The organism is Pengzhenrongella frigida, assembly GCF_004168625.1.
Taxonomy (GTDB): Bacteria; Actinomycetota; Actinomycetes; order Actinomycetales; family Cellulomonadaceae; genus Pengzhenrongella; species Pengzhenrongella frigida.
This window is the reverse complement of record NZ_SDWW01000011.1, coordinates 62,728-84,278: the sequence shown is the minus strand read 5'-3', so window position 1 is coordinate 84,278 and position 21,551 is coordinate 62,728. Positions and strand designations below refer to the sequence as shown.

The 21,551-nt window shown below is 74.1% G+C and carries 17 protein-coding genes and 1 riboswitch; of the genes, 7 read left to right on the top strand and 10 right to left on the bottom strand.

All coding sequences use genetic code 11. The annotated features are described in order from the left end of the window. Positions 1 to 33: 33 nt before the first annotated feature. On the top strand, positions 34 to 750 hold the full coding sequence (locus tag EUA98_RS06450; RefSeq protein WP_130101848.1) for a 3'-5' exonuclease: 717 nt from the start codon (positions 34 to 36) through the stop codon (positions 748 to 750). Between the two features lie 37 nt (positions 751 to 787). Here EUA98_RS06450 and EUA98_RS06445 read toward each other — a convergent pair whose 3' ends face one another. From EUA98_RS06445 to EUA98_RS06435, 3 genes are all read right to left on the bottom strand, one after another. Then, entirely contained in the window at positions 788 to 3,856 is a 3,069-nt protein-coding gene (locus tag EUA98_RS06445) for an AAA family ATPase (RefSeq protein ID WP_130101847.1), read from the bottom strand. Continuing rightward, on the bottom strand, positions 3,856 to 5,067 hold the full coding sequence (locus EUA98_RS06440; RefSeq protein WP_130101846.1) for an exonuclease SbcCD subunit D: 1,212 nt from the start codon (positions 5,065 to 5,067) through the stop codon (positions 3,856 to 3,858). Before EUA98_RS06440 ends, EUA98_RS06445 begins: the two co-directional genes overlap by 1 nt. Before the next feature lie 90 nt (positions 5,068 to 5,157). After that, complete coding sequence (locus tag EUA98_RS06435; RefSeq protein ID WP_130101845.1) at positions 5,158 to 5,637, bottom strand: aminoacyl-tRNA deacylase; 480 nt, start codon at positions 5,635 to 5,637, stop codon at positions 5,158 to 5,160. Positions 5,638 to 5,777: 140 nt separating this feature from the next. On the opposite strand from EUA98_RS06435, the gene EUA98_RS06430 reads away from it, so the two are divergent. The 4 genes from EUA98_RS06430 (at position 5,778) to EUA98_RS06415 (ending at position 12,281) form a co-directional block, all read left to right on the top strand. Next, entirely contained in the window at positions 5,778 to 6,212 is a 435-nt protein-coding gene (locus EUA98_RS06430) for a MarR family winged helix-turn-helix transcriptional regulator (protein WP_130101844.1), read from the top strand. A gap of 560 nt (positions 6,213 to 6,772) precedes the next feature. Then, positions 6,773 to 11,290, top strand: coding sequence for a DUF3418 domain-containing protein (locus EUA98_RS06425; protein WP_242511314.1), 4,518 nt, complete (start codon positions 6,773 to 6,775; stop codon positions 11,288 to 11,290). A 144-nt stretch (positions 11,291 to 11,434) separates the two neighbouring features. Beyond that, entirely contained in the window at positions 11,435 to 11,635 is a 201-nt protein-coding gene (locus EUA98_RS06420) for a hypothetical protein (RefSeq protein ID WP_130101843.1), read from the top strand. Positions 11,636 to 11,696: 61 nt separating this feature from the next. Then, positions 11,697 to 12,281, top strand: coding sequence for a DNA-3-methyladenine glycosylase I (locus EUA98_RS06415; protein ID WP_130101842.1), 585 nt, complete (start codon positions 11,697 to 11,699; stop codon positions 12,279 to 12,281). Here the strand turns inward: EUA98_RS06415 and EUA98_RS20050 are convergent, their stop codons facing one another. Beyond that, positions 12,282 to 12,659, bottom strand: a complete 378-nt coding sequence (locus EUA98_RS20050; protein WP_207218992.1) for a hemerythrin domain-containing protein — start codon at positions 12,657 to 12,659, stop codon at positions 12,282 to 12,284. Beyond that, a complete protein-coding gene (locus EUA98_RS06410; RefSeq protein ID WP_207218991.1) occupies positions 12,559 to 14,610 on the bottom strand; it encodes a heavy metal translocating P-type ATPase in 2,052 nt (683 codons plus the stop codon). Before EUA98_RS06410 ends, EUA98_RS20050 begins: the two co-directional genes overlap by 101 nt. A 166-nt stretch (positions 14,611 to 14,776) precedes the next feature. Next, positions 14,777 to 14,869: riboswitch (SAM riboswitch) on the top strand. 4 nt (positions 14,870 to 14,873) lie between these two features. Here EUA98_RS06410 and EUA98_RS06405 point away from each other — a divergent pair. Both EUA98_RS06405 and metE read left to right on the top strand, forming a co-directional pair. After that, positions 14,874 to 15,893, top strand: coding sequence for a methylenetetrahydrofolate reductase (locus tag EUA98_RS06405; protein WP_130101841.1), 1,020 nt, complete (start codon positions 14,874 to 14,876; stop codon positions 15,891 to 15,893). A 10-nt stretch (positions 15,894 to 15,903) separates the two neighbouring features. After that, complete coding sequence (gene metE / locus EUA98_RS06400) at positions 15,904 to 18,258, top strand: 5-methyltetrahydropteroyltriglutamate--homocysteine S-methyltransferase (protein ID WP_130101840.1); 2,355 nt, start codon at positions 15,904 to 15,906, stop codon at positions 18,256 to 18,258. Positions 18,259 to 18,376: 118 nt separating this feature from the next. Here the strand turns inward: metE and EUA98_RS06395 are convergent, their stop codons facing one another. From EUA98_RS06395 to gcvT, 5 genes are all read right to left on the bottom strand, one after another. After that, on the bottom strand, positions 18,377 to 18,826 hold the full coding sequence (locus EUA98_RS06395) for an Hsp20/alpha crystallin family protein (RefSeq protein WP_130101839.1): 450 nt from the start codon (positions 18,824 to 18,826) through the stop codon (positions 18,377 to 18,379). A gap of 159 nt (positions 18,827 to 18,985) precedes the next feature. Continuing rightward, entirely contained in the window at positions 18,986 to 19,414 is a 429-nt protein-coding gene (locus tag EUA98_RS06390) for a (deoxy)nucleoside triphosphate pyrophosphohydrolase (RefSeq protein WP_130101838.1), read from the bottom strand. Between the two features lie 49 nt (positions 19,415 to 19,463). Then, positions 19,464 to 19,706, bottom strand: a complete 243-nt coding sequence (locus tag EUA98_RS06385) for a LuxR C-terminal-related transcriptional regulator (RefSeq protein ID WP_130101837.1) — start codon at positions 19,704 to 19,706, stop codon at positions 19,464 to 19,466. 228 nt (positions 19,707 to 19,934) lie between these two features. Then, positions 19,935 to 20,306 carry a glycine cleavage system protein GcvH gene (gene gcvH, locus EUA98_RS06380; RefSeq protein ID WP_130101836.1) on the bottom strand — a complete coding sequence of 124 codons (372 nt, stop codon included), beginning with the start codon at positions 20,304 to 20,306 and terminating at the stop codon, positions 19,935 to 19,937. Positions 20,307 to 20,390: 84 nt separating this feature from the next. After that, positions 20,391 to 21,533 (bottom strand): glycine cleavage system aminomethyltransferase GcvT, encoded by a 1,143-nt coding sequence (gene gcvT / locus EUA98_RS06375; RefSeq protein WP_130101835.1) that lies wholly within the window; start codon positions 21,531 to 21,533, stop codon positions 20,391 to 20,393. Positions 21,534 to 21,551 lie beyond the last annotated feature (18 nt).

The following is a 21,551-nucleotide window of genomic DNA, read 5'->3' as shown; positions in this document are numbered from 1 at the left end:
GGTTGCGGGGGCAGGGGTGCGACGATCTGCCGCATGAGCGGGTATGCGGTCGTCGACACGGAGACCACCGGATTCTCGCCGGCACAGGGTGACCGGGTGCTCGAGGTCGCCGTCGTGCTGCTGGACGACGACGGCCGCGTCGAGCGGGAGTGGGAGACCCTGCTCAACCCCGACCGCGGCGTCGGGCCGCAGCACGTGCACGGGATCAGCGCGGCCGAGGTCGCGCGCGCCCCTCGGTTCGACGAGATCGCTCCGTATCTCGCGTACCTGTTCTCGGGTCGGCTCGTCGTGGGGCACAACATCGCCTTCGACGCCCGGTTCCTCACGGCGGAGTTCGCGGCCGCGGGCCTGACGGTGCCGCTCGATCCCGGTCGTTGCCTGTGCACGCAGGCGTTGGCGCGCCAGCACCTGCCCGGGCCGAAACGGACGCTCGCGGTCAGCTGCGAACAGGCTGGCGTCGTCCACAGCGGGGCACACTCGGCGATCGGCGACACCCGCGCGACCGCCGAGCTGCTGCAGTACTTCCTGCGGTCCGGGCCGGTTCCACCGCCGTGGCGACCGGTGTACGACGCCGCGGTCCGCGCCCACTGGCCCGGCGTGGCGCCGACCGGACCCGGTCTCGGCGGCGGCTTCGGCGGGCCCGCGGACGGCATGCTCGACCTCGACAGCCTGATGCCGGCCGCCGCCCCCGCACCGGCGGTCCGCGTCCTGGTGCGGCACGGCTACCGCGGAGTCACCGCGGCCCGGTAGCTCAGCGGCCCGGTAGCTCAGCGGCCCGCTGAGCCGCCTACCCCGCCCGGACCGTCAGGGTGCTCGAGCCGTCGGCCAGTCGTCGAACCTCGATCCGTTCCGCGATCGACTGCTTGAGCGCCTCGACGTGCGACACGACACCCACCACGCGCCCACCGGCGCGCAGCTTGCCCAGCTCGACGAGCACCGCCTCGAGGGTCTCGGGGTCGAGGGACCCGAACCCCTCGTCGACGAACAGCGTGCCGAGCTCGATCCCGCCCGCCTCGGCGGTCACGACGTCGGCCATGCCGAGGGCCAGGCACAGCGAGACGTAGAAGGTCTCGCCGCCGGACAGCGTGCGCGGGTCACGGGCCGCTTCCATCCGGTGGTCGATCACCTTCATCGACAACCCCGTGCGCCGACTGCGCACGTCCTCCCGTTCGTCACTGCGGACGAGCTCGAACCGTCCGTCCGACATCGGCAGCAGCCGATCGTTCGCCGCCGCCACGACGTCTTCGAACCGTTTGACCAGCACGTACGTCGCAAGCGTCAGCCGCTTCGCGTTGTCGCCACCCGAGGCCGCCGCGAGGTCCGCCATCCGGGTCACCGGCCCGGCCAGGGCGCGCGCGGCCTCGTGCAGCGCCAGTGCCGCCTCGACCTCGTCCATCGCGGCCGCGGCCGACGACGCGGACCGCGCCGCGAGCACGGCAGCACCGGCCGCTGCACCGGCCACCGCCTCGGCGCCCGCCTGCGCGACGCGCGCGGCCTCCAGATCGACGACGACGTCGTCGGCCAGCGCGGCGATCGCCGGCTCGGCGAGCCCGCTGGAGACCCGGGCCAGCGCCGCGTCCTGCGCGGCGATCGCCGCCTCCAGGGCGGTCAGGTCGGCCGCAGGCAACAACGCAGCACGGGCGGATGCGCCGTCCGCGAACCCCTGGGCGGCGAGGGCCGCGGCCAGCTCGGTCGACCGCGTGCTGAGGTCCTGCTCGGCCCGCTCCGCGCCCTCGAGCGCAGCCGCGAGCGCATCGCACGCGGCCACCTGCGCGCCCAGGTCCGCCACCCGGGCGGCGACGGTCGGCCGACCGTCCCGCGCCATCTCGATCTCACGCTCGGTGGAGGTTAGGTCGGACCGCAGCGCAGCGACGGACACCCGCGCCGTGGTGATCGCCGTGTCGAGCGCACGCGATCGGACCGCCGCCTCCTCGGTCGCCGCGTCGTGGTCGGCCAGGGCGGCGTGCAGCACGTCGAGCTCGGATCGCGCCGTGACGGCCATCGCGACGAGCACCCCGAGCTGCTCGGCGTCGGCGTCGTGCTCGGCCAGGGTCTTCGGGCCGGCGAGCTCGCGCTGGCCGGACAGCCGTTCGGTGAGGGTGGTCACGATGCCGGAGGCCCGCGCGAAGGCCGCCTCGGCGACGGTCCGTGCGCCCTCGGCCAGCTCGACCTGCTCCGCCGTGGCGTGATCGGCGGCGAGCGCGGCCACCTGCGGGTGCTCGCGGGCGCCGCACACCGGGCACGGTGCGTCGGGCGCGAGCCCGGCGGCCAGCTCGCCGGCCATCCCCGCGAGCCGCCGACCGCGCAGGTAGGCCTCCGCTGCGATCGCCTCCTGCGCGAGCGCGAGCCTGTCCGCCGCCGCAGCGATCGCCGCGGCCAGGGTCACCGCGAGGGTCTCGGCCGTGCGGGCCGCTTCGCCGGCCGTGCGAGCGGCCTCTGCACGCTGCTGGCGCACCGGCAGGTCCGCCGCGACCTCCTGGCAGGCGGTGATCGCGCTGACGAGCTCGTTGCGCGCGGCCGGGCGGGAGACGGCCTCGACGGCAAGGGCCTCCTGCTCCGCGACCGCGGACACGAGCGTCGTCTCGTCGGCGTCCAGGTGACGACGCCGATCGGGCAGGTCGCGTTCGAGCCGTTCCACCCGGGCGAGGGTCGCCACCTGGGCGGCGAACCCGTCCCGCGCCGCCGTCAGGCCCGCGCGATCCAGCCGTGCCAGGTCGGCGGGAACGACGGAGCGCGCGCGGGCGAGCCGGTCACGGGCCCGCCCGGCCGCGGCGTCGGCCACCCCGGCGGCGGTCAGGACGGGCGCGACGACGGACGCCCGGCGAGCCAGGTCGCGGCGTTCGACGTCGGCGGCGTGGGTGGGCGCGCGCTCGGCCAACAGGTCCTGCTCAGCGCGGAGTGCTGCGCGCCGCGCCACCGCGTCGGCGAGCACCCGCGTCTCGTCGAACACGGACCGTGCGCGGGTGAGCTCGTCGCGGGCGGCGGCTTCGGCCCTGGTCGCGTCCGCGGCGGCCTGCGCGAGGGCATCGACGTGCGCCCGCACGGCCGGCAGCACGTCCGGTGAGGCGACCTCGCCGAGCGCGCGCAGCTCGGCCGCGCTCGCCAACTCACCCGGGCCCGCCGCCCCGACTGGGCCCGGGACCTCGTCGGTGATCCCCGCCGAGCCGACGAAGTGGGCCACCGCCGCGCCGACGTCCGTGCGCGCGGCGGCGACCGCGCGCTGCACCTCGATCCGCATCGCGACCAGCCGGTCCTGCACCCGCTCGTACACCGCGGTGCCGAACACCTTCTGCAGCAGCCCGCGCCGGTGCTCCGGATCGGCGCGCAGGAAGCTCGCGAACTCCCCCTGCGGCAGCACGATGGTCTGCACGAACTGGGCGCGGTCGAGCCCGATCGCGCGCTGGATCTCCGCGCCGGCCTCGTCCAGGCGGGTCGAGATGAGCTCGCCGCCGGCCGGATCGGCCGTCCCGGCCCCGAGGGCGCCGTCGGGCCCGGCCAGGCGCCACAGCTTCACGGTCGCCTGCTGCTTCGTGGTGCCTGAGCCGCGCTTCTTGGCCCGCATCCACTCGGGGCTGCGCAGCACGCGGTACTCACCCGACCCGGTCTCGAACACCAGGTCGACGTAGGTCTCGGTGTCCTCGTCGGCGTACCCGGACCGCAGCCGGTCGTCGCTCGAGTCGGCCGAGGCGACCTTGCCGTACAGCGCGAACACGATCGCGTCGATGATGGTCGACTTGCCGGCGCCCGTCGGACCTTCGAGCAGGTACAGCCCGGACGCGCCGAGCTGCTCGAAGTCGATCGTGTACTTCCCGGCGAACGGCCCGAGCGCCTGCATCGTGAGCGAACGCAGGTGCATCAGGCGCTGCGATCCAGCGCGAGGACGTGCTCGAGCGCAGCTCGCAGCGCACTCGCCTCGGCGCGGGTGGGCTCCGCGGCGGTGATGTGCTCGACGAACTCGGCCGCCACCTCGAGCGGGTCGCGCGCCGAGGTCACCGCGACGTGCTCGCGCGCACCGGCGGCGGCCGGCGGGCGGTGCTGGACCACGAGCGCATGCGGGAACCGCACCTTGACCCGGGCATACAGCTCGGGCGGCCGGGCCACGTCGGTCACGGTCACGCGCAGCCAGTCGGCGACATACGCCTCGCCCGCAGCCCCGAGCAGCTCCTCGAGCGTGCCGGTCACCTCGGCGATCCGCCGGGGCACGGGCGCGGGGATCAGCCGCGCCTCGCCGACGACGCCGTCGGGGCCGACGTCGATCAGCACGCTCGACTTCACCTGGCGCAGCTCGGAGAACGAGTAGGCCAACGGGGAGCCCGAGTAGCGCAACACGGTGCCGGCCGCGCCGCCGATGCGTTGCGGACCATGCAGGTGCCCGAGCGCGACGTAGTCCATCCCGGCGAACACCCCGGCCGGCACATGGTCGACGCCACCGACCCGGATGTCCCGCTCCGACTCCGACGCCTCACCACCGAGCACGAACGCGTGCGCGAGCACCACGGCCCGCGGCCGGGGGGTGCCGGCGGCGGCCGCGGCGGCCGTCCGCACGGCGAGGTCCCCGCGGATGCGATCCATCGCGGCGCCCGTGACCGCCGCGTGCGACCGGGCGAGCGGCTCGCTCGGGTCGGGCGACAGCGCGCGCCGCACGACGTCGGGATCCAGGTACGGCAGGCCGTACACGAGGACCGGGACGTCGCCCCCACCGGCCCCGCGGCCGGGCGGGGTGAGCGTGACCGGTGTCGCGGCGTCGGCCACGCGGGTGCGCAGGTGGACCCCGGGTCGCATCAGGCCCGCGCCGAAGCCGAGGCGGATCGCGGAGTCGTGGTTGCCGGAGGTCACCACGACGACGGCGTGCTCCGCCAGGCGCCCGAGCGTCTCCGACAGCAGGGTGACGGCCTCGACGGGCGGCACCGCGCGGTCGTACACGTCGCCCGCGACGAGCACCGCGTCGACCCCCTCGTCCCGCGTCACCGCCACGAGGTGGTCGAGGAACGCGGCCTGGTGCTCGAGCAGGTCGACGCCGTGCAGGCTTCGCCCGAGGTGCCAGTCGGAGGTGTGCAGGAGCCGCATGCCTGAGACGGTAGACCGCGCGTCCGACACTTCGGGCGGGGCACTCCGAGCGCCTGTGGATTCGTGGCAGATCCGGTCACGCCGGCTCGGTCACGCCGGCTCGGTCACGTCCGCGACGGTCGCGGCGAGGGCCCGGACGAGGTCGTCGCCGTCGACCGTCGCGGCGACGCCGTGCGCGCCGGCGCCGATCGAGACCACCCGGCCGGTGACCCGGGCGTCCGCGATCACGGGCCACGCGTGCAGCGCGCCGAACGGTGTGATGGTGCCCCGCTCGTAGCCGGTGACCTCCCGCGCCGTCCCGGCGTCGGGCATGGAGAGGCGGCTGACGCCGAGCAGCTCGCGGAGCTTGGGCCACGAGATCGTGCGGTCGCCCGGGACGAGCACGAACAGGAAGTCGTCGTCGGCCCGGCGCACGACGATCGTCTTGAGGAGCGCGGCGGGGTCGATCCCGCGGGCCGCCGCCGCCTCGGCCAGCGAGGACACGCGGCCATGCCGGGTCACGGTGAACTCGATCCCTGCAGCGCCCAGGGCCGCAAGAGCCGGGTTCGCGCCACCGTCCAGGTCAGTCATGCGCCCCACTGTAGGAGCGACCGCCGACCCCGACGAGCCCTCGCCACCGGACTACTGTTGATGCGGGTGCATCGAGTTCGCCGACGCGCCCGACCGGCGCCGAGCGCCGACCCACGCGAGGAGAGGGACCGACCCGGACCATGACGCACCTGGCGGTAGAGGCCTGGGAGGCGCTGTTGCGCGCGCAGATCACCCTGATCAAGGAGTTCACCGACGACTTCCGCGGCGGGCCGGTCACCATGCCCGAGTACGACGTCCTCTACACGCTGACCGGCTGCCCGGCCGGGGGCGTACGGCTGCGGGAGCTCGCCGAGCACGTGCGGCTGAGCCAACCGGGCCTCAGCCGCCTGGTCGAGCGGATGGAGTCGGCCGGCCTGGTCAGCCGCGAGCGCGACCCGCACGACGGTCGCGGCACGCTGGTCGCCCTCACCGACCGGGGCCGCGAGCTGCAGCACGAGACGGGCCGCCGGCACGCGCGGTCGATCGTCGCCCGGGTCGGCAAGGCCCTGACCCCCGCCGAGCTGACTGAGCTCGAGCGCCTGTGCACCAAGCTCCGCGACCCGCCGGCCCGCTGAACCGGGCCGGTTTCCCGAGGAATCCGCTCGCCGGACGCGCACATCTCGCGGTAGACCGGGCGGGTGGAGGGGGCTGGGGCCCGGGTCGGGGAGAATGGGCGGTCGTGGAACAGATCGCGGCGGGTTCGGACGGTGGGCGGGCGACACCGCCCTCCGGTGACGCCGCTCCGATTTCCGCACCGGCAGGCTCGTCCGGCGCGGCAGCCTCGTCCGGCGCCTCGCCCGCGACTCGTGGCCGACGACGGCGCGGCGGGGCTTCGCGTGGGCGTGGCGGTCGGACACCGCAGGGAGCCACGACCCCGGACGCGAGCCCGACCGGCGCGACACCGTCCGCCACCGCGGACGACGCCAGGCCCCCTTCGCAGGCGCAGCCCGGGTCCGGGACCGGGACCACCTCCGAACCCACGTCCGGGACCGGAACCGGCCCCGGGACGAACGCCGGTTCGAGGCCGGGTCGGGCGAAGAGCGGCCGCGGCCAACGGGCCTCCTCCCGAGGACCTCGTGAGACTCCCGAGTCCCTCGACGCGCGGCAGGCCCCCCGCGCGAGCCGCAAGGCGACGGTGCGCCGCGCCGTCGTCGTCCCACCGATCACCTACCCGCCCGACCTGCCCGTCTCGGCCCGCCGCGACGACATCTCCGCGACCATCCGCGACCACCAGGTCGTGATCGTCTCGGGCGAGACCGGGTCCGGCAAGACCACGCAGCTGCCGAAGATCCTGCTTGAGCTCGGACGCGGTCGCGCCGGTCAGATCGGGCACACGCAGCCACGCCGGATCGCCGCGCGCACGGTCGCGGAGCGGATCAGCGAGGAGATCGGCACCCCGCTCGGCGAGATCGTCGGGTACCAGGTGCGGTTCACCGACACGTCGTCGGACGCGACCCTGGTGCGCGTGATGACGGACGGCATCCTGCTCGCCCAGATCCAGCGCGACCCGATGCTGCGGGCGTACGACACCCTGATCATCGACGAGGCGCACGAGCGCTCGCTCAACATCGACTTCATCCTCGGCTACCTCACCCGGCTGCTGCCCCAGCGCCCGGACCTCAAGGTCATCATCACCTCGGCCACGATCGACTCCACCCGGTTCGCGGAGCACTTCGCGGGGGCCGACGGCGTGCCCGCCCCGGTCGTCGAGGTCACCGGCCGGACCTACCCGGTCGAGATCCGGTACCGCCCGCTGTCCCCGGACGACGACCTCGAGCCCGACCCGGCGGACCAACCGTCCGCCATCACCCGCGCCAACGCCCGCTCCACCTCCCGCAACCCCACCTCGCACCTGTCCGACGCAGCGAAGGCCCGGTCCCGCGGCACGGGCGACCCGTCGAAGCAGGAGGACCGCGACCCGCTCACCGCGGTGTGCGAGGCGGTCGACGAGCTGTGCGCCGAGGGCCCGGGCGACATCCTGGTGTTCTTCTCCGGCGAGCGGGAGATCCGCGACGCCGCCGACGCGCTCGCCGGGCACCTCGGCCCGCGGGTCACCGACCAGCGCCGGCCGGACGCCGTCGAGATCATCCCGCTGTACTCGCGGCTGTCCTCCGCCGAGCAGCACCGGGTGTTCGAGCACCACTCGACCCGACGCCTCGTGCTCGCCACCAACGTCGCCGAGACGTCCCTGACCGTGCCCGGCATCCGGTACGTCATCGACCCCGGCACGGCCCGCATCTCCCGGTTCTCCAAGGCGACCAAGGTCCAGCGGCTGCCGATCGAACCCGTCTCGCAGGCGTCCGCCAACCAGCGCGCCGGGCGGTGCGGGCGCGTCGCGGACGGGATCGCCATCCGGCTGTACTCCGCCGAGGACTTCGAGTCGCGCCCGGAGTTCACCGAGCCCGAGATCCTGCGCACCTCCCTGGCAGCCGTGATCCTGCAGATGGTCGCGGTCGGGGTCGCCTCCACGCCCGACGACGTCGCGCACTTCCCGTTCGTCGAACCGCCCGACACCCGCTCGATCCGCGACGGCGTCCAGCTCCTCACCGAGCTCGGCGCCCTCGAGACCGTCACGCACGCCTCGGCCGACGAGGCCGACCCCACCCGGTCCCCCGCGCGCGCGGCGCCGTCCGACGCGACGAAGACCGCCGACGCGACGAAGACCGGGGCGCGGCTGACCGACGTCGGGCGGGCGCTCGCGCAGCTGCCGATGGACCCGCGGCTCGGCCGGATGATCGTCGAGGGCGGGCGCCGCGGCGTCGCACGCGAGGTCATGATCATCGCCGCCGCGCTGTCCATCCAGGACCCGCGCGAACGCCCGCTCGAGCAGCGTCAGCACGCCGACCAGCTGCACGCCCGGTTCGCCGACCCGACCTCCGACTTCCTCACGTACCTGAACCTCTGGGAGCACGTCAAGGACGCGCAGCGCGAGCTCGGCAGCTCCGCGTTCCGGCGCATGTGCAAGTCCGAGCACCTCAACTACATGCGCCTGCGCGAGTGGCAGGACGTCGTGACCCAGCTGCGCGAGATGGCCAAGCCGCTCGGCATCCGGGTCGAGCCGCCCCGCCCGCGACACCTGCCCGACGCCGCCCCGACGCTCGCCGAGGCCGGCGGTGCCTCCAGCGCCCCGGGCGCCTCCAGCGCCCCGGTGAGCACCCCGCCGCGCCGCCGGACCGCCCCGGGCGCCGCCCAGGAGCTGCTGGCGAGCGACACCGCCCCCGACGAGTCGAACCTGCGGCTCGACTGGGACGCCGACCGCATCCACGTCTCGCTGCTGTCCGGACTGCTCTCGCAGATCGGGATGCAGGAGGCGAACGAGATCAAGGTCGCACCGGCGCGCGCGAAGAAGCCGTCGTCGTCGGCCCGCAAGGGCGCCCGCAACGAGTACCTCGGGGCCCGCGGCGCGCGGTTCGCGATCTTCCCCGGCTCGCCCCTGTCGCGGAAGCCCCCGGCCTGGATCATGGTCGGCGAGCTGGTCGAGACCTCCCGGCTTTGGGGGCGCGACGCCGCCCGGATCCAGCCCGAGTGGGCCGAGGACCTGGCCGCCCACCTGGTCAAACGCACGTACTCCGAACCCGCCTGGTCGACCAAGCAGGGTGCGGCGATGGCGTCCGAGAAGGTGCTGCTCTACGGGGTGCCGATCGTCGCGCAGCGCCGCGTGCTGTACGCGAAGGTCGACCCCGAGCACGCGCGCGAGCTGTTCATCCGGCACGCGCTGATCGAGGGCGAGTGGACCACGCACCACGAGTTCTTCCACGACAACCGCGCGCTGCTCGCCGAGGCGGAGAGCCTCGAGCACCGCGCCCGGCGACGCGACCTCGTGGTCGACGACGACGCCCTGTTCGCCTTCTACGACGAGCGGATCCCGGCCGACGTCGTCTCCGCGCGCCACTTCGACACGTGGTGGAAGACGGCCCGCCGCACCGAGCCCGACCTGTTGACGTTCACCCTCGAGATGCTCGTGCCCGACGCCGAGCTGGGCGCGGTGAGCGAGACGGACTTCCCGTCGACCTGGCCGCAGGGCGACCTGATGCTGCCGCTGACCTACCAGTTCGAGCCCGGCACGGACGCCGACGGCGTCACCGTCCACATCCCGGTCGTGGTGCTGAACCGCGTGCGACCCGAGGGTTTCGACCAGATGGTGCCCGGAGTCCGCGAGGAGCTCGTGGTGGCCCTGATCCGCTCGCTGGCCAAGCCCGTGCGCGTGCAGCTCGTGCCCGCACCGGACGTGGCGCGCGACGTCGTGGCCTGGATCGACGAGCACCTGCCGAGCTGGCTGGACACCGTGCGTGCCGGTGACATGGCGGGCTCGATGCACGAGGCCGTCGCGGCAGCGGTGCGCGCGCTGCGCGGCGTCGAGATCCCGGACACCGCGTGGGACGACGAACGCCTGCCCGCGCACCTGCGCATGACGTTCCGGGTGAACGAGGAACGCGCCGGTCACAACCTCATGGTCGACGAGAGCAAGGACCTCATCGCGCTCCAGCGCCGGCTCGCCGCGCACACCCAGGACGCGGTCCGGGTCGCGGTGCGCTCGGCCGTGCGCGACGCCGTGCGCGCGTCGAACGCCGCCTCGAAACCGGTCACCAAGGGCGACGGCTCCAAGCCGGGCGCGTCGGCCGCGGGTGCCGCGGGTGCCGCCGGTGGTGCCGCGAAGCCGTCGGGCGTGCCCGCACGGACCCCGGGCGCCCCGACCGGCACCCCGTCGTCGACCCCGGCCGGGGCCCCGGCCACCCCGACGGCCGCCGCGATCGCCGAACGCACCGGGCTGACCGCCTGGCCGAGCGACCTGTCGGGCGGCGCGATCCCGCTCATGGTCGAGACCCCGGTGCAGGGCATCGTCGTGCGCGGGTACCCGGCGCTGATCGAGGAGCCCGGCCCCGGCCGCGCGCTGCAGGTGAGCCTGCGCGTGCTGGCCGACCCCGCCCTGCAGGCCGGCACGCACCAGCGCGGGCTGCGTCGGTTGCTGCTGCTCGAGACCGGGCTGGCGACCGCGCGGATCACGACCCGCTGGTCCGGCACGCAGGCGCTCACGCTCGCGGCCAGCCCGTACCGCAGCACCGAGGCGCTCGTCGCCGACGTCCAGCTGGCCGCGGTCGACGCGCTGATCGAGGCGCGCGGCGCGGCCGCGGTGCGCGACGCCGCCTCGTACGTGGCCCTGCGCGACGGCGTCCGGCTCGCCCTCGAGGACACCGTGCACCGCATCATCGCCGACGTCGTGGCCGTGCTCACCGCCACGCGCGCGCTCGACGGCGCGGTCCGGGGCGCGACGAGCATGGCGCTGCTCAACACGCTGCAGGACATCCGCGACCAGGCGGCCGACCTGGTGCACGACGGTTTCGTGGCCGAGATCGGCGCCGCCCGGCTGCCGCACCTCGTCCGCTACCTCAAGGCCGCCCAGCACCGGCTCGCCAAGGCCGCGGACGACCCGCACCGCGACGCGGAGACCGCCTGGCGCATCCGCGACCTGGTGGACGCCTACGCCGAGGCGCGCGCCCGCGCCGCCCGGTCGGCGCCCGACGAGGCCCGGGCGGCCGCCCTCGCGGACGTGCGCTGGATGCTCGAGGAGCTGCGGGTCAGCCTGTTCGCGCAGCAGCTGGGCACGCCCGGCCCGATCTCGGAGAAGCGGATCCGCACGGTCCTGGCCGGCTGACGATCCGGCCGGGCCGGGCGTCCGCGCCGACCGCGGACGCACACGGGTGAATCCGCTCCGCCGGAACCCCTGCCACCTGCGGTGATGTCCCCCCGGACCAAGGTCCGTCGCCAGCACGGTCGCGGATGAACAATAGTCATACACATGACGAACGAGAGCCCTTCCTGGGAGGTCCTGGCCGCACTGGGCGGCACGACGAGCGCCGAGCTCCTGGTCGCGGTCGCCGCCGGGCTCAAGGGCGTCGAGGTCGACCCGCTGGCGGAGTGGTCCGGGCTCCCGTCGCAGCACGCCGCGCCCCCGCAGGCGGCCATGCCGACCCTCCCGCAGCGCCCCAGCTTCACCTGACGCGTCGGTCGCACGCCTGTCGGTGGCACGCCTGTCGGTGGCATCGGGGAGAGTAGTCGTCATGACGACCCCCGCCACCCGTTGCTTCGGCGACGGAGATCCCCTCTACGAGGCCTACCACGACCACGAGTGGGGCCTGCCGGTACGCGGGGAGCGCGAGCTGTTCGAGCGGGTGAGCCTGGAGGCGTTCCAGTCCGGGCTGTCCTGGATCACGGTGCTGCGCAAGCGGCCGGCGTTCCGCGCGGGGTTCGCGGACTTCGACCCCGAGGCCGTCGCGGCCTTCGGGGACGACGACGTCGCCCGCCTGCTCGCCGACGCCGGGATCGTGCGCAACCGCGCCAAGGTCGCCGCGACGATCGCCAACGCCCGAGCGGTCCTGGCCCTGTGGTCCGAGGGCCGGACCCTGGCGGAGCTGATCTGGTCCCACGCGCCGGCGTCCGCCGCGGACCCGACCGCCGTCGTCCGCCCGGCCACCTGGGCGGACGTCCCCGCCCAGACCGACGAGTCCCGGGCCCTCGCCCGCGACCTCAAGGCCGCGGGGTTCCGGTTCGTCGGTCCGACGACCGCGTACGCCACGATGCAGGCGTGCGGTCTGGTCGACGACCACCTCGCCACCTGCCTGGTCGTGCTGGACCGAGCCGGCTGACTACGACCGCGTCGCCGGGTGCGGGTTCCCGTCCGGCACCAGGCTGAACGCGCCCTCCTCCTCCTGCGCGTTGTGCAGGCGGAGCACGGCGTACAGGCCGTAGAGCAACCGGCGCAGCTCGACGACGTCCTCGGGCTGGACCACGTCGGCGTCGAGCCCGGTGAGCAGCAGCCGCAACCTGCTGACCTGGTGCTCGATCTCGGCGTGCGTGCGGCTCAACGCCGCGGTGGCGTCCGAGCCGCCGAGCGCGCGGTCGACGAGCGGCACCAGCAGCTCCTCATCGGCGCGCTCGTGCGGGATCAGTTCGCCCTCGAGCCGGCCGAGCAGCACGTGCACCGGCGCGAGGTCGCAACCGTCGGTCGGGAGCGCGTCGGCCACCGAGCGGATCTGCTCGATCAGGGGCAGGACGGCGTCGTGCTCGACCCGCAGCCGGTGCGCGGTCTCGACATCCGCCGCCGCCATCGTGATCGTGTGCACCTTCCCGGGCAGCACGGCCCGCAGCGCGATGCCGATCGCCAGCACGTCGATGACCTCCTGCAGGAGCGCGCCGGCCGCAGGGGGGGAGCAGCCCGACCGCGGCCAGCGCCATCGCGACCACCGACAGCCCCATCCCGATCAGCACGGCCTGCAGCGCGATCCGCTTCGAGCGGCGCGCGATGAGGATCGCATCGGCCAGCGCGTCGATCCGGTCCACCGTGAGGACGACGTCGGCCGCCTCGGACGAGGCCGTCGCACCGCGCGCGGCGAGCGCGACGCCGACGTCGGCCGCGGCGAGCGCGGGGGCGTCGTTGATCCCGTCGCCGACCATGATCGTGGTGCCCCGAGCCGACTCGCGGGAGATGGCCTCGAGCTTGTCGGCGGGGTCGCAGTCGGCCAGCACCGCATCGACCCCGACGATGCGCCCGACCATGTCGGCGATGTCGGCGCGGTCGCCGGTGACCAGCACGACGCGCGAGATCCCGGCGGTGCGCAGCGCGCGGACCATCCGGGGCGCGTCCGGCCGGATCGCGTCCTCGAGCAGGAACGCCCCCGCGGGCTCGTCGTCGACGGCGACGAACACGGTCAGCGAGCCGTCGAGATCGGCCCGCCGCCGGACCTGGCGCACCCAGGCGGGAGCCGTGTCGCCCACGATCCACGACGCCTTGCCGAGCGCGATCCGGCGCCCGCCGACGGTGCCCCGCAGGCCGTAGCCCTGCACCTCCTCGACCTCGGCGGGCAGCTCGAGCGGCAGGCCGCGCCGGACGCCGCCGCTGACGATCGCGCTCGCCAGGACGTGCGCCGAGACCTGGTCGAGGGAGGCGGCCAGGGTGAGCACCTCGTCCGCGCCCAGCCGGTCGCCGGCCACCACGACGTCGGCCAGCACCGGGTGGCCCTGCGTGAGGGTGCCGGTCTTGTCGAAGAGCATCACGCGCCCGGCGGCCAGCCGTTCGAGCGCGCCACCGCCCTTGATCACGACGCCGATGCTCGCGGCGCGGGACAGGCCCGACATGATCGCGATCGGCGCGGCGAGCAGCAGCGGGCACGGGGTCGCGACCACGAGCACGGCCACCGCCCGGACGGCGTCGCCGCTGATCGCCCAGGCCGCACCGGCCAGGACGAGGGTGAACGGGACGAACCACATCGCGAACCGGTCGGCGGTCCGCACGAACGGCGCCGACGACGCCTGGGCCTGCTCGACCATGCGCACCACGCCGGCGTAGGTCGACTCGGCCGCCGCGGCGGTCGCGACGATGTCCAGCGGCGGCCCGGAGTTGACCACCCCGCTGCGCACGTCGTCGCCGGTCGACCGCTCGACGGGCAGGGGCTCCCCCGTCAGCGCGGACTCGTCCAGGGTGGCACCGGTCAGGAGCCGGCCGTCCACCGGGACGATCTGGCCGGTGCCGACCAGCAGCTGGTCGCCGACGACGACGTCGTCCACCGGGATCTGGACGACCGCGCCCCCGACCCGGCGCAGGGCGGTGCGCGGCGCCCGCTCGGCCAGCAGGCTCAGCTCGCGCCGCGCCCGCGCGTCGGCCCGCGCCTCGAGGAGCTGGCCGCTCGCGAGCATGACCGTGATCATCGCGCCGGCGAACGGCTCGTTCACCGCGAGCGCGCCGCCCAGCGCGAGCACGGCGATGACGTCGACGCTCGGCTGCCGGCGCCGGATCGCGGCGACGGTCCACCCGACGGAGGCGATCAGGCCGAGCACCGTGCCCGCGACCCACAGCAGGCTCGCCGGCGTCTCGGCGGACAGCAGCCACGCCGCGCCGCCGGCGAGCAGCAGCGTGGTCGAGGTCGCGAAGAGCAACCCCTCCTTGTTCGCCAGCAGGGTGGTCGCGCGCAGGTTCACCCGGCCATCGTCTCGCCCCGACGGCGGTCCGCAGGAGAGACGAAAGGCCCGCCTCACCTGCACCGACGAAACGGCGCCGTTCACGCCAGATGACCGTACTGTGAGATCGACGTCCCACCATGCGAACAAGTGCTGTCGCGGGGCTCGGCGTCGGTCTATGCTCCCAACACCATCCAGAGCGGCTGAGAGACCTGGCTCGACGACGCCGCAGCAACCCCCCTGCAAAGGGTGTGGGTGCTTCCGCCAGGACCGATGGAGTTGACATGCCGTTCGACCGCCCAGGTGACCGCCCGAGTCCCCCCGCTCGCGCCGCGATCGACCGACCGACCGTGTCGTTCGAGCTCTTCCCGCCCCGCACCCCGAAGTCGTTCGACGCGCTGACCGTCACGATCCAGGCACTGGCGGCGGTCCGCCCCGACTTCATCTCGGTCACCTACGGCGCCTCGGGCTCGACCCGGCAGACCACGCGCGAGCTCGTGCGGCACCTGCTGGCGCACACCCCCGTCCTGCCGATCGCGCACCTGACCTGCGTCGGCGTCTCCCGCGAGGACGTCGTGGCCGTGATCGAGGAGTTCCTCGACGAGGGCGTGCGCAACTTCCTCGCGCTGCGCGGCGACCCGCCGAAGGACCAGCCCAACTGGCGCCCGCGCACGGGCGAGCTGGTCCAGGCGAGCGAGCTCGTCGAGCTGCTGCGCGAGGTCGAGGCGGCCCGCTGCGTGACCTCGGCGAGCCAGGCGCTGCGCGGCGCGGCCCGCAAGCTGAGCGTCGCGGTCGCGGCGTTCCCGGCCGGGAACCCGAGCGCGGGCAGCACCCGCGAGCAGGACCTGCGCGCCCTGCTCGCCAAGCAGGAGGCCGGCGCCGACTTCGCCATCACGCAGGTGTTCTTCGAGGCGAAGAGCTATCTCGGCCTGGTCCGCGACGCCCGCGACCTCGGGATCACGATCCCGATCGTGGCCGGGGTCATCCCGACCACGGACCCCGCCCGCCTCGTGCGCCTCGAGGAGCTCACCGGCGTGCAGGTGCCGACGGACCTGCTCGCGCGGCTCGCCGCGGCCGACGACCCGGCCGAGCGGCACCGCGTCGGCATCCGGGCGAGCGTCGACCTGGCCGACGAGGTGCTCGACGGCGGCGCCCCCGGCCTGCACATCTACACCTTCAACCAGCACGAAGCCGCACTTGACCTGCTCGAGGGTGTACACCTCGGCGGGGGAGCCCCGATGGCTCCGGAACCGGCCAGCGAGCCGCGGGTCACGGCCTCCCACCCGAACTACCTGACGATCTAGGGGTCTTCTGATGAGCTCATCGACTGTGACCAGCACGCCGGGCTTCCCCGGCGGCACCATCCTCGGCTACCCCCGCGTCGGGCCGCGCCGCGAGCTCAAGAAGGCGATCGAGTCGTTCTGGGCCGGCAAGACCACGGCGGACGACGTCGAGCAGGCCGCCGCCGCGCTGCGCACCCGGACCCGCACCCGCCTCGTCGAGCTCGGCCTCGACCCGACCGATGCGTCGATCCCGTCGAACTTCTCGTTCTACGACCAGGTGCTCGACGCCGCCGTCGTGGTCGGGGCCGTGCCGGCGCGGTTCGCGCACCTCGTCGACCCCACCACCGGTCGGCTCGACCTGGCGGGCTACTCGACGATCGCGCGCGGCGCGGGCGACGACCTGCCGGCCGAGATGACCAAGTGGTTCGACACGAACTACCACTACCTCGTGCCGGAGATCGGCCCGGACACCGTCTTCCGGTTCGCCGACGACCGGCCCGTGCGCGAGTTCGTCGAGGCCCTCGCCCAGGGCGTGCTCACGCGTCCGGTCCTCGTCGGCCCCGTCACGTTCCTGCTGCTGGCGAAGGCGGCCGACGGCGCACCCGAGGGCTTCTCACCGATCGACCGCCTCGCGGACCTCCTGCCGGTCTACGCCGAGCTGCTCACCGCGCTCGCCGCGGCCGGCGCGACGTGGGTCCAGCTCGACGAGCCCGCACTGGTGTCCGACTCGATCGACGCGACGTCCGAGCAGGCCATCACCGCGCTGGTCCAGGCGTACACCGCCCTGGCCGGCGATCTCGCCAAGCCGACCCGGCCCGCCCTCCTCGTCGCCGCCCCGTACGGCGACCTCGGCGCGGCGCTGCCCGCGCTCGCCGGCACCGCGGTCGACGGCATCGCGCTCGACCTGGTCCGCGGCTGCCTGCCGGCCGGTCCGGTGGCCGGTCTCGAGACCAAGGTGCTCGTCGCCGGCGTCGTCGACGGCCACAACATCTGGCGGGCCGACCTCGGCGCCGCCCTCGACCGGCTCGACGCGGCCCGCACGCTCGGCGCCGCGTCCGTCTCGGTCGGCACCTCGACCTCGCTCCTGCACGTGCCGCACGACGTCGAGGACGAGCCCGCGCTCGACCCGACCCTGCGCGCCTGGCTCGCGTTCGCCGACCAGAAGGTCGGCGAGGTCGCCACGCTCGCCCACGGGCTCGCCGACGGCCGCGACGCCGTCGCCGACCAGCTCGCCGCCTCGAGCGCCGCGCTGGCCAACCGCCGCACGGCGCCCGGCGTCGTGCGTCCGGAGGTGCGCGAGCGCCTGGCCGGGCTGAGCGACGAGGCCTTCCACCGCGGGGACTACGCCGCCCGCAAGGCCGCGCAGGCGGCCAAGCTGCAGCTCCCGCCGCTGCCGACCACGACCATCGGCTCGTTCCCGCAGACCCCGGAGATCCGCAAGTCGCGCGCCGCGCACGCCAAGGGCGAGCTGAGCACCGAGCAGTACGAGGCCGAGATGCGCGCGGAGATCCAGCGCGTGGTCACGCTCCAGGAGGAGATCGGCCTCGACGTGCTGGTGCACGGCGAGCCCGAGCGCAACGACATGGTGCAGTACTTCGCCGAGAACCTCGACGGGTTCGCCGCCACCCAGAACGGCTGGGTCCAGTCGTACGGCTCGCGCTGCGTGCGGCCGCCGATCCTGTGGGGCGACGTTGCGCGCCCTGCGCCCATCACCGTGGCCTGGTCGGCGTACACCGCCTCGCTCACCGCCAAGCCGGTCAAGGGCATGCTCACGGGGCCGGTCACGATCCTGGCCTGGTCGTTCGTGCGCAACGACCAGCCGCTCGGCGACACGGCCAACCAGGTCGCACTCGCGCTGCGCGACGAGATCGCCGACCTCGAGGCGGCCGGGATCGGCATCGTGCAGGTGGACGAGCCCGCGCTGCGCGAGCTGCTCCCCCTGCGTGCGGCCGACCAGCCCGCGTACCTCGACTGGTCGGTGTCCTCGTTCCGGCTGGCGACGTCCGGCGTGCGCAAGGACACCCAGATCCACACGCACCTGTGCTATTCGGAGTTCGGCGAGATCATCGACGCGATCGACGGCCTGGACGCCGACGTGACCAGCATCGAGGCGGCCCGCTCGAAGATGGAGATCCTCGAGCCGATCGCCGAGGCCGGCTACCCGCGCGGGATCGGCCCGGGCGTGTGGGACATCCACTCCCCGCGCGTGCCGAGCGAGGCCGAGGTGACCGAGCTGCTCGGCGCCGCGGTGCGCTCGATCGCCGCGCACGAGCTGTGGGTCAACCCGGACTGCGGCCTCAAGACCCGCCGCTACCAGGAGGTCACCCCCAGCCTGGAGCACATGGTCGCGGCCACCAAGACCGTCCGGGCCACCCTGCCGGCCTGATCGGTCCGCTCGACCCGCTCGCACCAGAACCGGAACCGCCCGTCCCCCGCTGCGGGGACGGGCGGTTCCGGTCTCTGCCGAGCAGCGGCCGACGGCGTCGGGCCGTCAGCCGGGCAGGTCAGCGGCGGGTGGTCTTGTGCGTTCCGCTGATGGCCGCGGGCGCCTTCGTGCCCGCGATCTGCACCTCGACCTTGCGCGGCTTGGCCTCCTCCGCGATCGGGATGCTCAGCGTGAGCACGCCGTCCGCGTAGGTCGCGTCGATCTTGTCGAGCGCCAGGCCGCTGCCGACCGTGAGCTGCCGCGCGTACGTCCCGCTCGGCCGTTCCTGCGTGAGCCACTGCACGTCCTGCACCATGCCCGACGTGCGTTCGGCCCGGATCGTCAGGGTGCGGTCCTCGACGTTGACATCGATGGTGCCGGGGTCGACACCGGGAAGGTCGACGCTGAGGACGTAGTGGTCACCGACCCGGTACAGGTCCATCGGCATGATGCCGGCGGGACGCGCCGCACCGAAGACCTGCCCCATCAGGCGGTCGATCTCCTGGAACGGGTCACTGCGAGTAGCCATTGCCCTTCACCTCCTGATCGAGGGGTCCGGCGGGTTCCGAACCCTCGGTGCACCCGGGGCCGCAACACCGTTCCCGGGTGGCTACATTTTTTGTTCTACCACCGGGTCCGCCCCGTCCACCAGCCCCGAACGACCCGTCCGGGCGCGTGCGGCGAGACGTCAGCGACGAGCCTCGAGGGCAGCGAGGATCGGGAGGTCTGGCGTCAGCCAGGGGACCGTTCGCCAGTGCGCGCGGGGGAGCCAGCGGAGCTCGTCGTGCTCGACGAGGGGCTCGGGCGTGCCGTGCTCGATCGTCGCCAGCCACAGTCGCATGACGTAGCGGTCGGTGAGCGGCCAGACGCCGTCGGCCGGGCCGGCCAGCTCGGAGCCCAGGCGCACGCGCACGCCGAGCTCTTCGAGGAGCTCCCGGTGCAGCGCCTGGTGCGGCGTCTCGCCCGGGTCGACCTTTCCGCCCGGGAACTCCCACTGCCCGGCGAGGCGGACGGGCCGCCGACGTCGGGCAGCGAGAAGCTGCTGGGGAGCCACGAGGTCGTCGACGATCGCGGCGGCGACGACAAGCACGGGAAGGAGCGGCAGCCCGGGGTTCATGGCCGCGAGTGTGCCAGCCCCGACCACCGCGGCTCGGGCTCGGGTGCGGTCAGCGCAGCCCGGCCGACTCCGCCCACGCGACCGCCTCGGCGCGCGTGGAGACCCCGATCTTGCGATAGACGCTGCGGACCTGGGACTTGACCGTGTTGCGGGTGACGAACAGCTTCGAGGCGATCTCCTCGAGGGTGACGTTCTCCGAGAGATTGCCCAGCACGACGAGTTCACGTCGTGTGAGCGGCTCCCCCGCGGGCGTGGCTGGTCCAGGCTGCCTGACCAGTTCGAGTGTGCTCATGTTGCCCTCCGGATGCTCACGCGTGCTACGAAGATCTGCCCGAGAACGCCGCGGTTACCTGACACCATGAGAGACGTCGACGCCAGGAGGGTATGACGCGGAATTCACCCGCGGTCTTCACCCCTGCGGGTGGGGCGACCGTGCGAATGTGGGGCATAGCATGCGTTCCCGCAGGTCAGAGCCGTAAGAGCGGGCTTGCGACCGGGAGCTGGAGATCACCCGAACAGGCTAGCCAGCGTTCTGCGCCTGGTACTCGGCCGCGGAGATCAGGGCGCCGGTCTCGGTGACCGTCACCCGGACGAGCCAGCCGTCGCCGTACGGGTCCGAGTTCACGAGCGCGGGGTCGTCGATCGCGGCCTGGTTGACCTGCACGACCGTGCCCGACACGGGCGAGAACAGCTCCGAGACGGACTTGGTCGACTCGATCTCCCCGCACACGGTTCCGGCCACGATCTCGGAGCCGACGGTCGGCAGCTCGAGGTAGACGATGTCGCCGAGCGCCTCGGAGGCGGTGTCGGTGATGCCGAACGTCGCGGGGTCGCCTTCCGCCAGCCACTCGTGCTCGACGGTGTACTGCCGGTCATCGGGAAAGGTGCTCACGTCAGGTCTCCTCGGGTTGCGGTTCTGATGCGGTTTCCAGAGGGATCTGCGCGTGTGGCGCGCGGATCCCTCGGAGAATCGGGCCTAGCGGGCGGGTCGACGGTAGAACGGGAGCGCCACCACGCGCACGGGTTCGGCACGGCCGCGGACGTCGACGGCGAGCTCGGTGCCGACGGCGCTGACCTCGGGCGTGACGTAGGCCATCGCGATCGGGTGGCCGAGCGTGGGGGACGGCGCGCCCGACGTGATGTGCCCGACGACGGCGTCCGCCGCCTCGGCCGAGCGCAGCACCGCGTACCCGTGCCGGGCCGCGCGCCGTCCGAGCCCCTCGAGGCCCACCAGGACGCGGGACGGCTCGGAGTGCTTGCGCGCGTCGAGCGGACCCCGGCCGACGAAGTCGAGCGGGGCACCGTCGGCGTCGGTCTTGTCGAGCTTGACCACCCGGCCGAGCCCGGCGTCGTACGGGGTCGTGGTCCGGTCCAGCTCGTTGCCGTACAGCGGCATCCCGGCCTCGAGCCGCAGGCTGTCTCGCGCCGACAGCCCCGCCGGCACCAGGCCGAACGGCTCGCCCGCGGCGGTCAGCGCGGCCCACAGCGCCGGGGCGGACTCGGCGGGCACGAACAGCTCGTAGCCGTCCTCGCCGGTGTACCCGGTCCGGGCGACCAGCGCGGGGATCCCGGCGACCGTGGCGGGCAGCCCGGTGTAGTACTTCAGCTCGGCGACCGCCGTGACGTCCTGCGGTGCGACGACCGAGGTGACGATCTCCTGGGCCCGCGGACCCTGCACCGCGATGAGCGCCGTCTGGGCCGACTCGTCGGTGACCGCGGCGTCGAAGCCGGCGCAGCGCGGGCCGAGCTCGGCCAGCACCACGTCGTGGTTGGAGGCGTTCGCCACCACGAGGTACTCGTCGTCGGCCGTGCGATACACGACCAGGTCGTCGACGACGCCGCCGTCCGGCGCGCAGATCATCGTGTAGCGCGCCCGGCCGACCGCGAGGGCCGACAGGTTGCCGACCAGCGCGTAGTCCAGCGCGGCCCCGGCCTGGGCCCCGGTGACCCGGATCTCGCCCATGTGCGACAGGTCGAAGATCCCCGCCGCCGCGCGGACCGCAACGTGCTCGGCGAGGTCGGAGGTGTACCGCAACGGCATGCTCCACCCGGCGAACGGCACCATCACGGCCCCGAGGGCGACGTGCACGGCATCCAACGGACTCAGAATCTCGGCCATCAGCATCTCTCTCACAGC

Coding starts and splice junctions, on each gene's coding strand:
- EUA98_RS06385 (WP_130101837.1), bottom strand. CDS start 19,706: ATGAGCACACTCGAACTGGTCAGGCAGCCTGGACCAGCCACGCCCGCG.
- EUA98_RS06415 (WP_130101842.1), top strand. CDS start 11,697: ATGACGACCCCCGCCACCCGTTGCTTCGGCGACGGAGATCCCCTCTAC.
- metE (WP_130101840.1), top strand. CDS start 15,904: ATGAGCTCATCGACTGTGACCAGCACGCCGGGCTTCCCCGGCGGCACC.
- EUA98_RS06430 (WP_130101844.1), top strand. CDS start 5,778: ATGACGCACCTGGCGGTAGAGGCCTGGGAGGCGCTGTTGCGCGCGCAG.
- EUA98_RS06445 (WP_130101847.1), bottom strand. CDS start 3,856: ATGCACCTGCGTTCGCTCACGATGCAGGCGCTCGGGCCGTTCGCCGGG.
- EUA98_RS06420 (WP_130101843.1), top strand. CDS start 11,435: ATGACGAACGAGAGCCCTTCCTGGGAGGTCCTGGCCGCACTGGGCGGC.
- EUA98_RS06435 (WP_130101845.1), bottom strand. CDS start 5,637: ATGACTGACCTGGACGGTGGCGCGAACCCGGCTCTTGCGGCCCTGGGC.
- EUA98_RS06395 (WP_130101839.1), bottom strand. CDS start 18,826: ATGGCTACTCGCAGTGACCCGTTCCAGGAGATCGACCGCCTGATGGGG.
- EUA98_RS06390 (WP_130101838.1), bottom strand. CDS start 19,414: ATGAACCCCGGGCTGCCGCTCCTTCCCGTGCTTGTCGTCGCCGCCGCG.
- EUA98_RS06450 (WP_130101848.1), top strand. CDS start 34: ATGAGCGGGTATGCGGTCGTCGACACGGAGACCACCGGATTCTCGCCG.
- gcvT (WP_130101835.1), bottom strand. CDS start 21,533: ATGGCCGAGATTCTGAGTCCGTTGGATGCCGTGCACGTCGCCCTCGGG.
- EUA98_RS06405 (WP_130101841.1), top strand. CDS start 14,874: ATGCCGTTCGACCGCCCAGGTGACCGCCCGAGTCCCCCCGCTCGCGCC.
- EUA98_RS06440 (WP_130101846.1), bottom strand. CDS start 5,067: ATGCGGCTCCTGCACACCTCCGACTGGCACCTCGGGCGAAGCCTGCAC.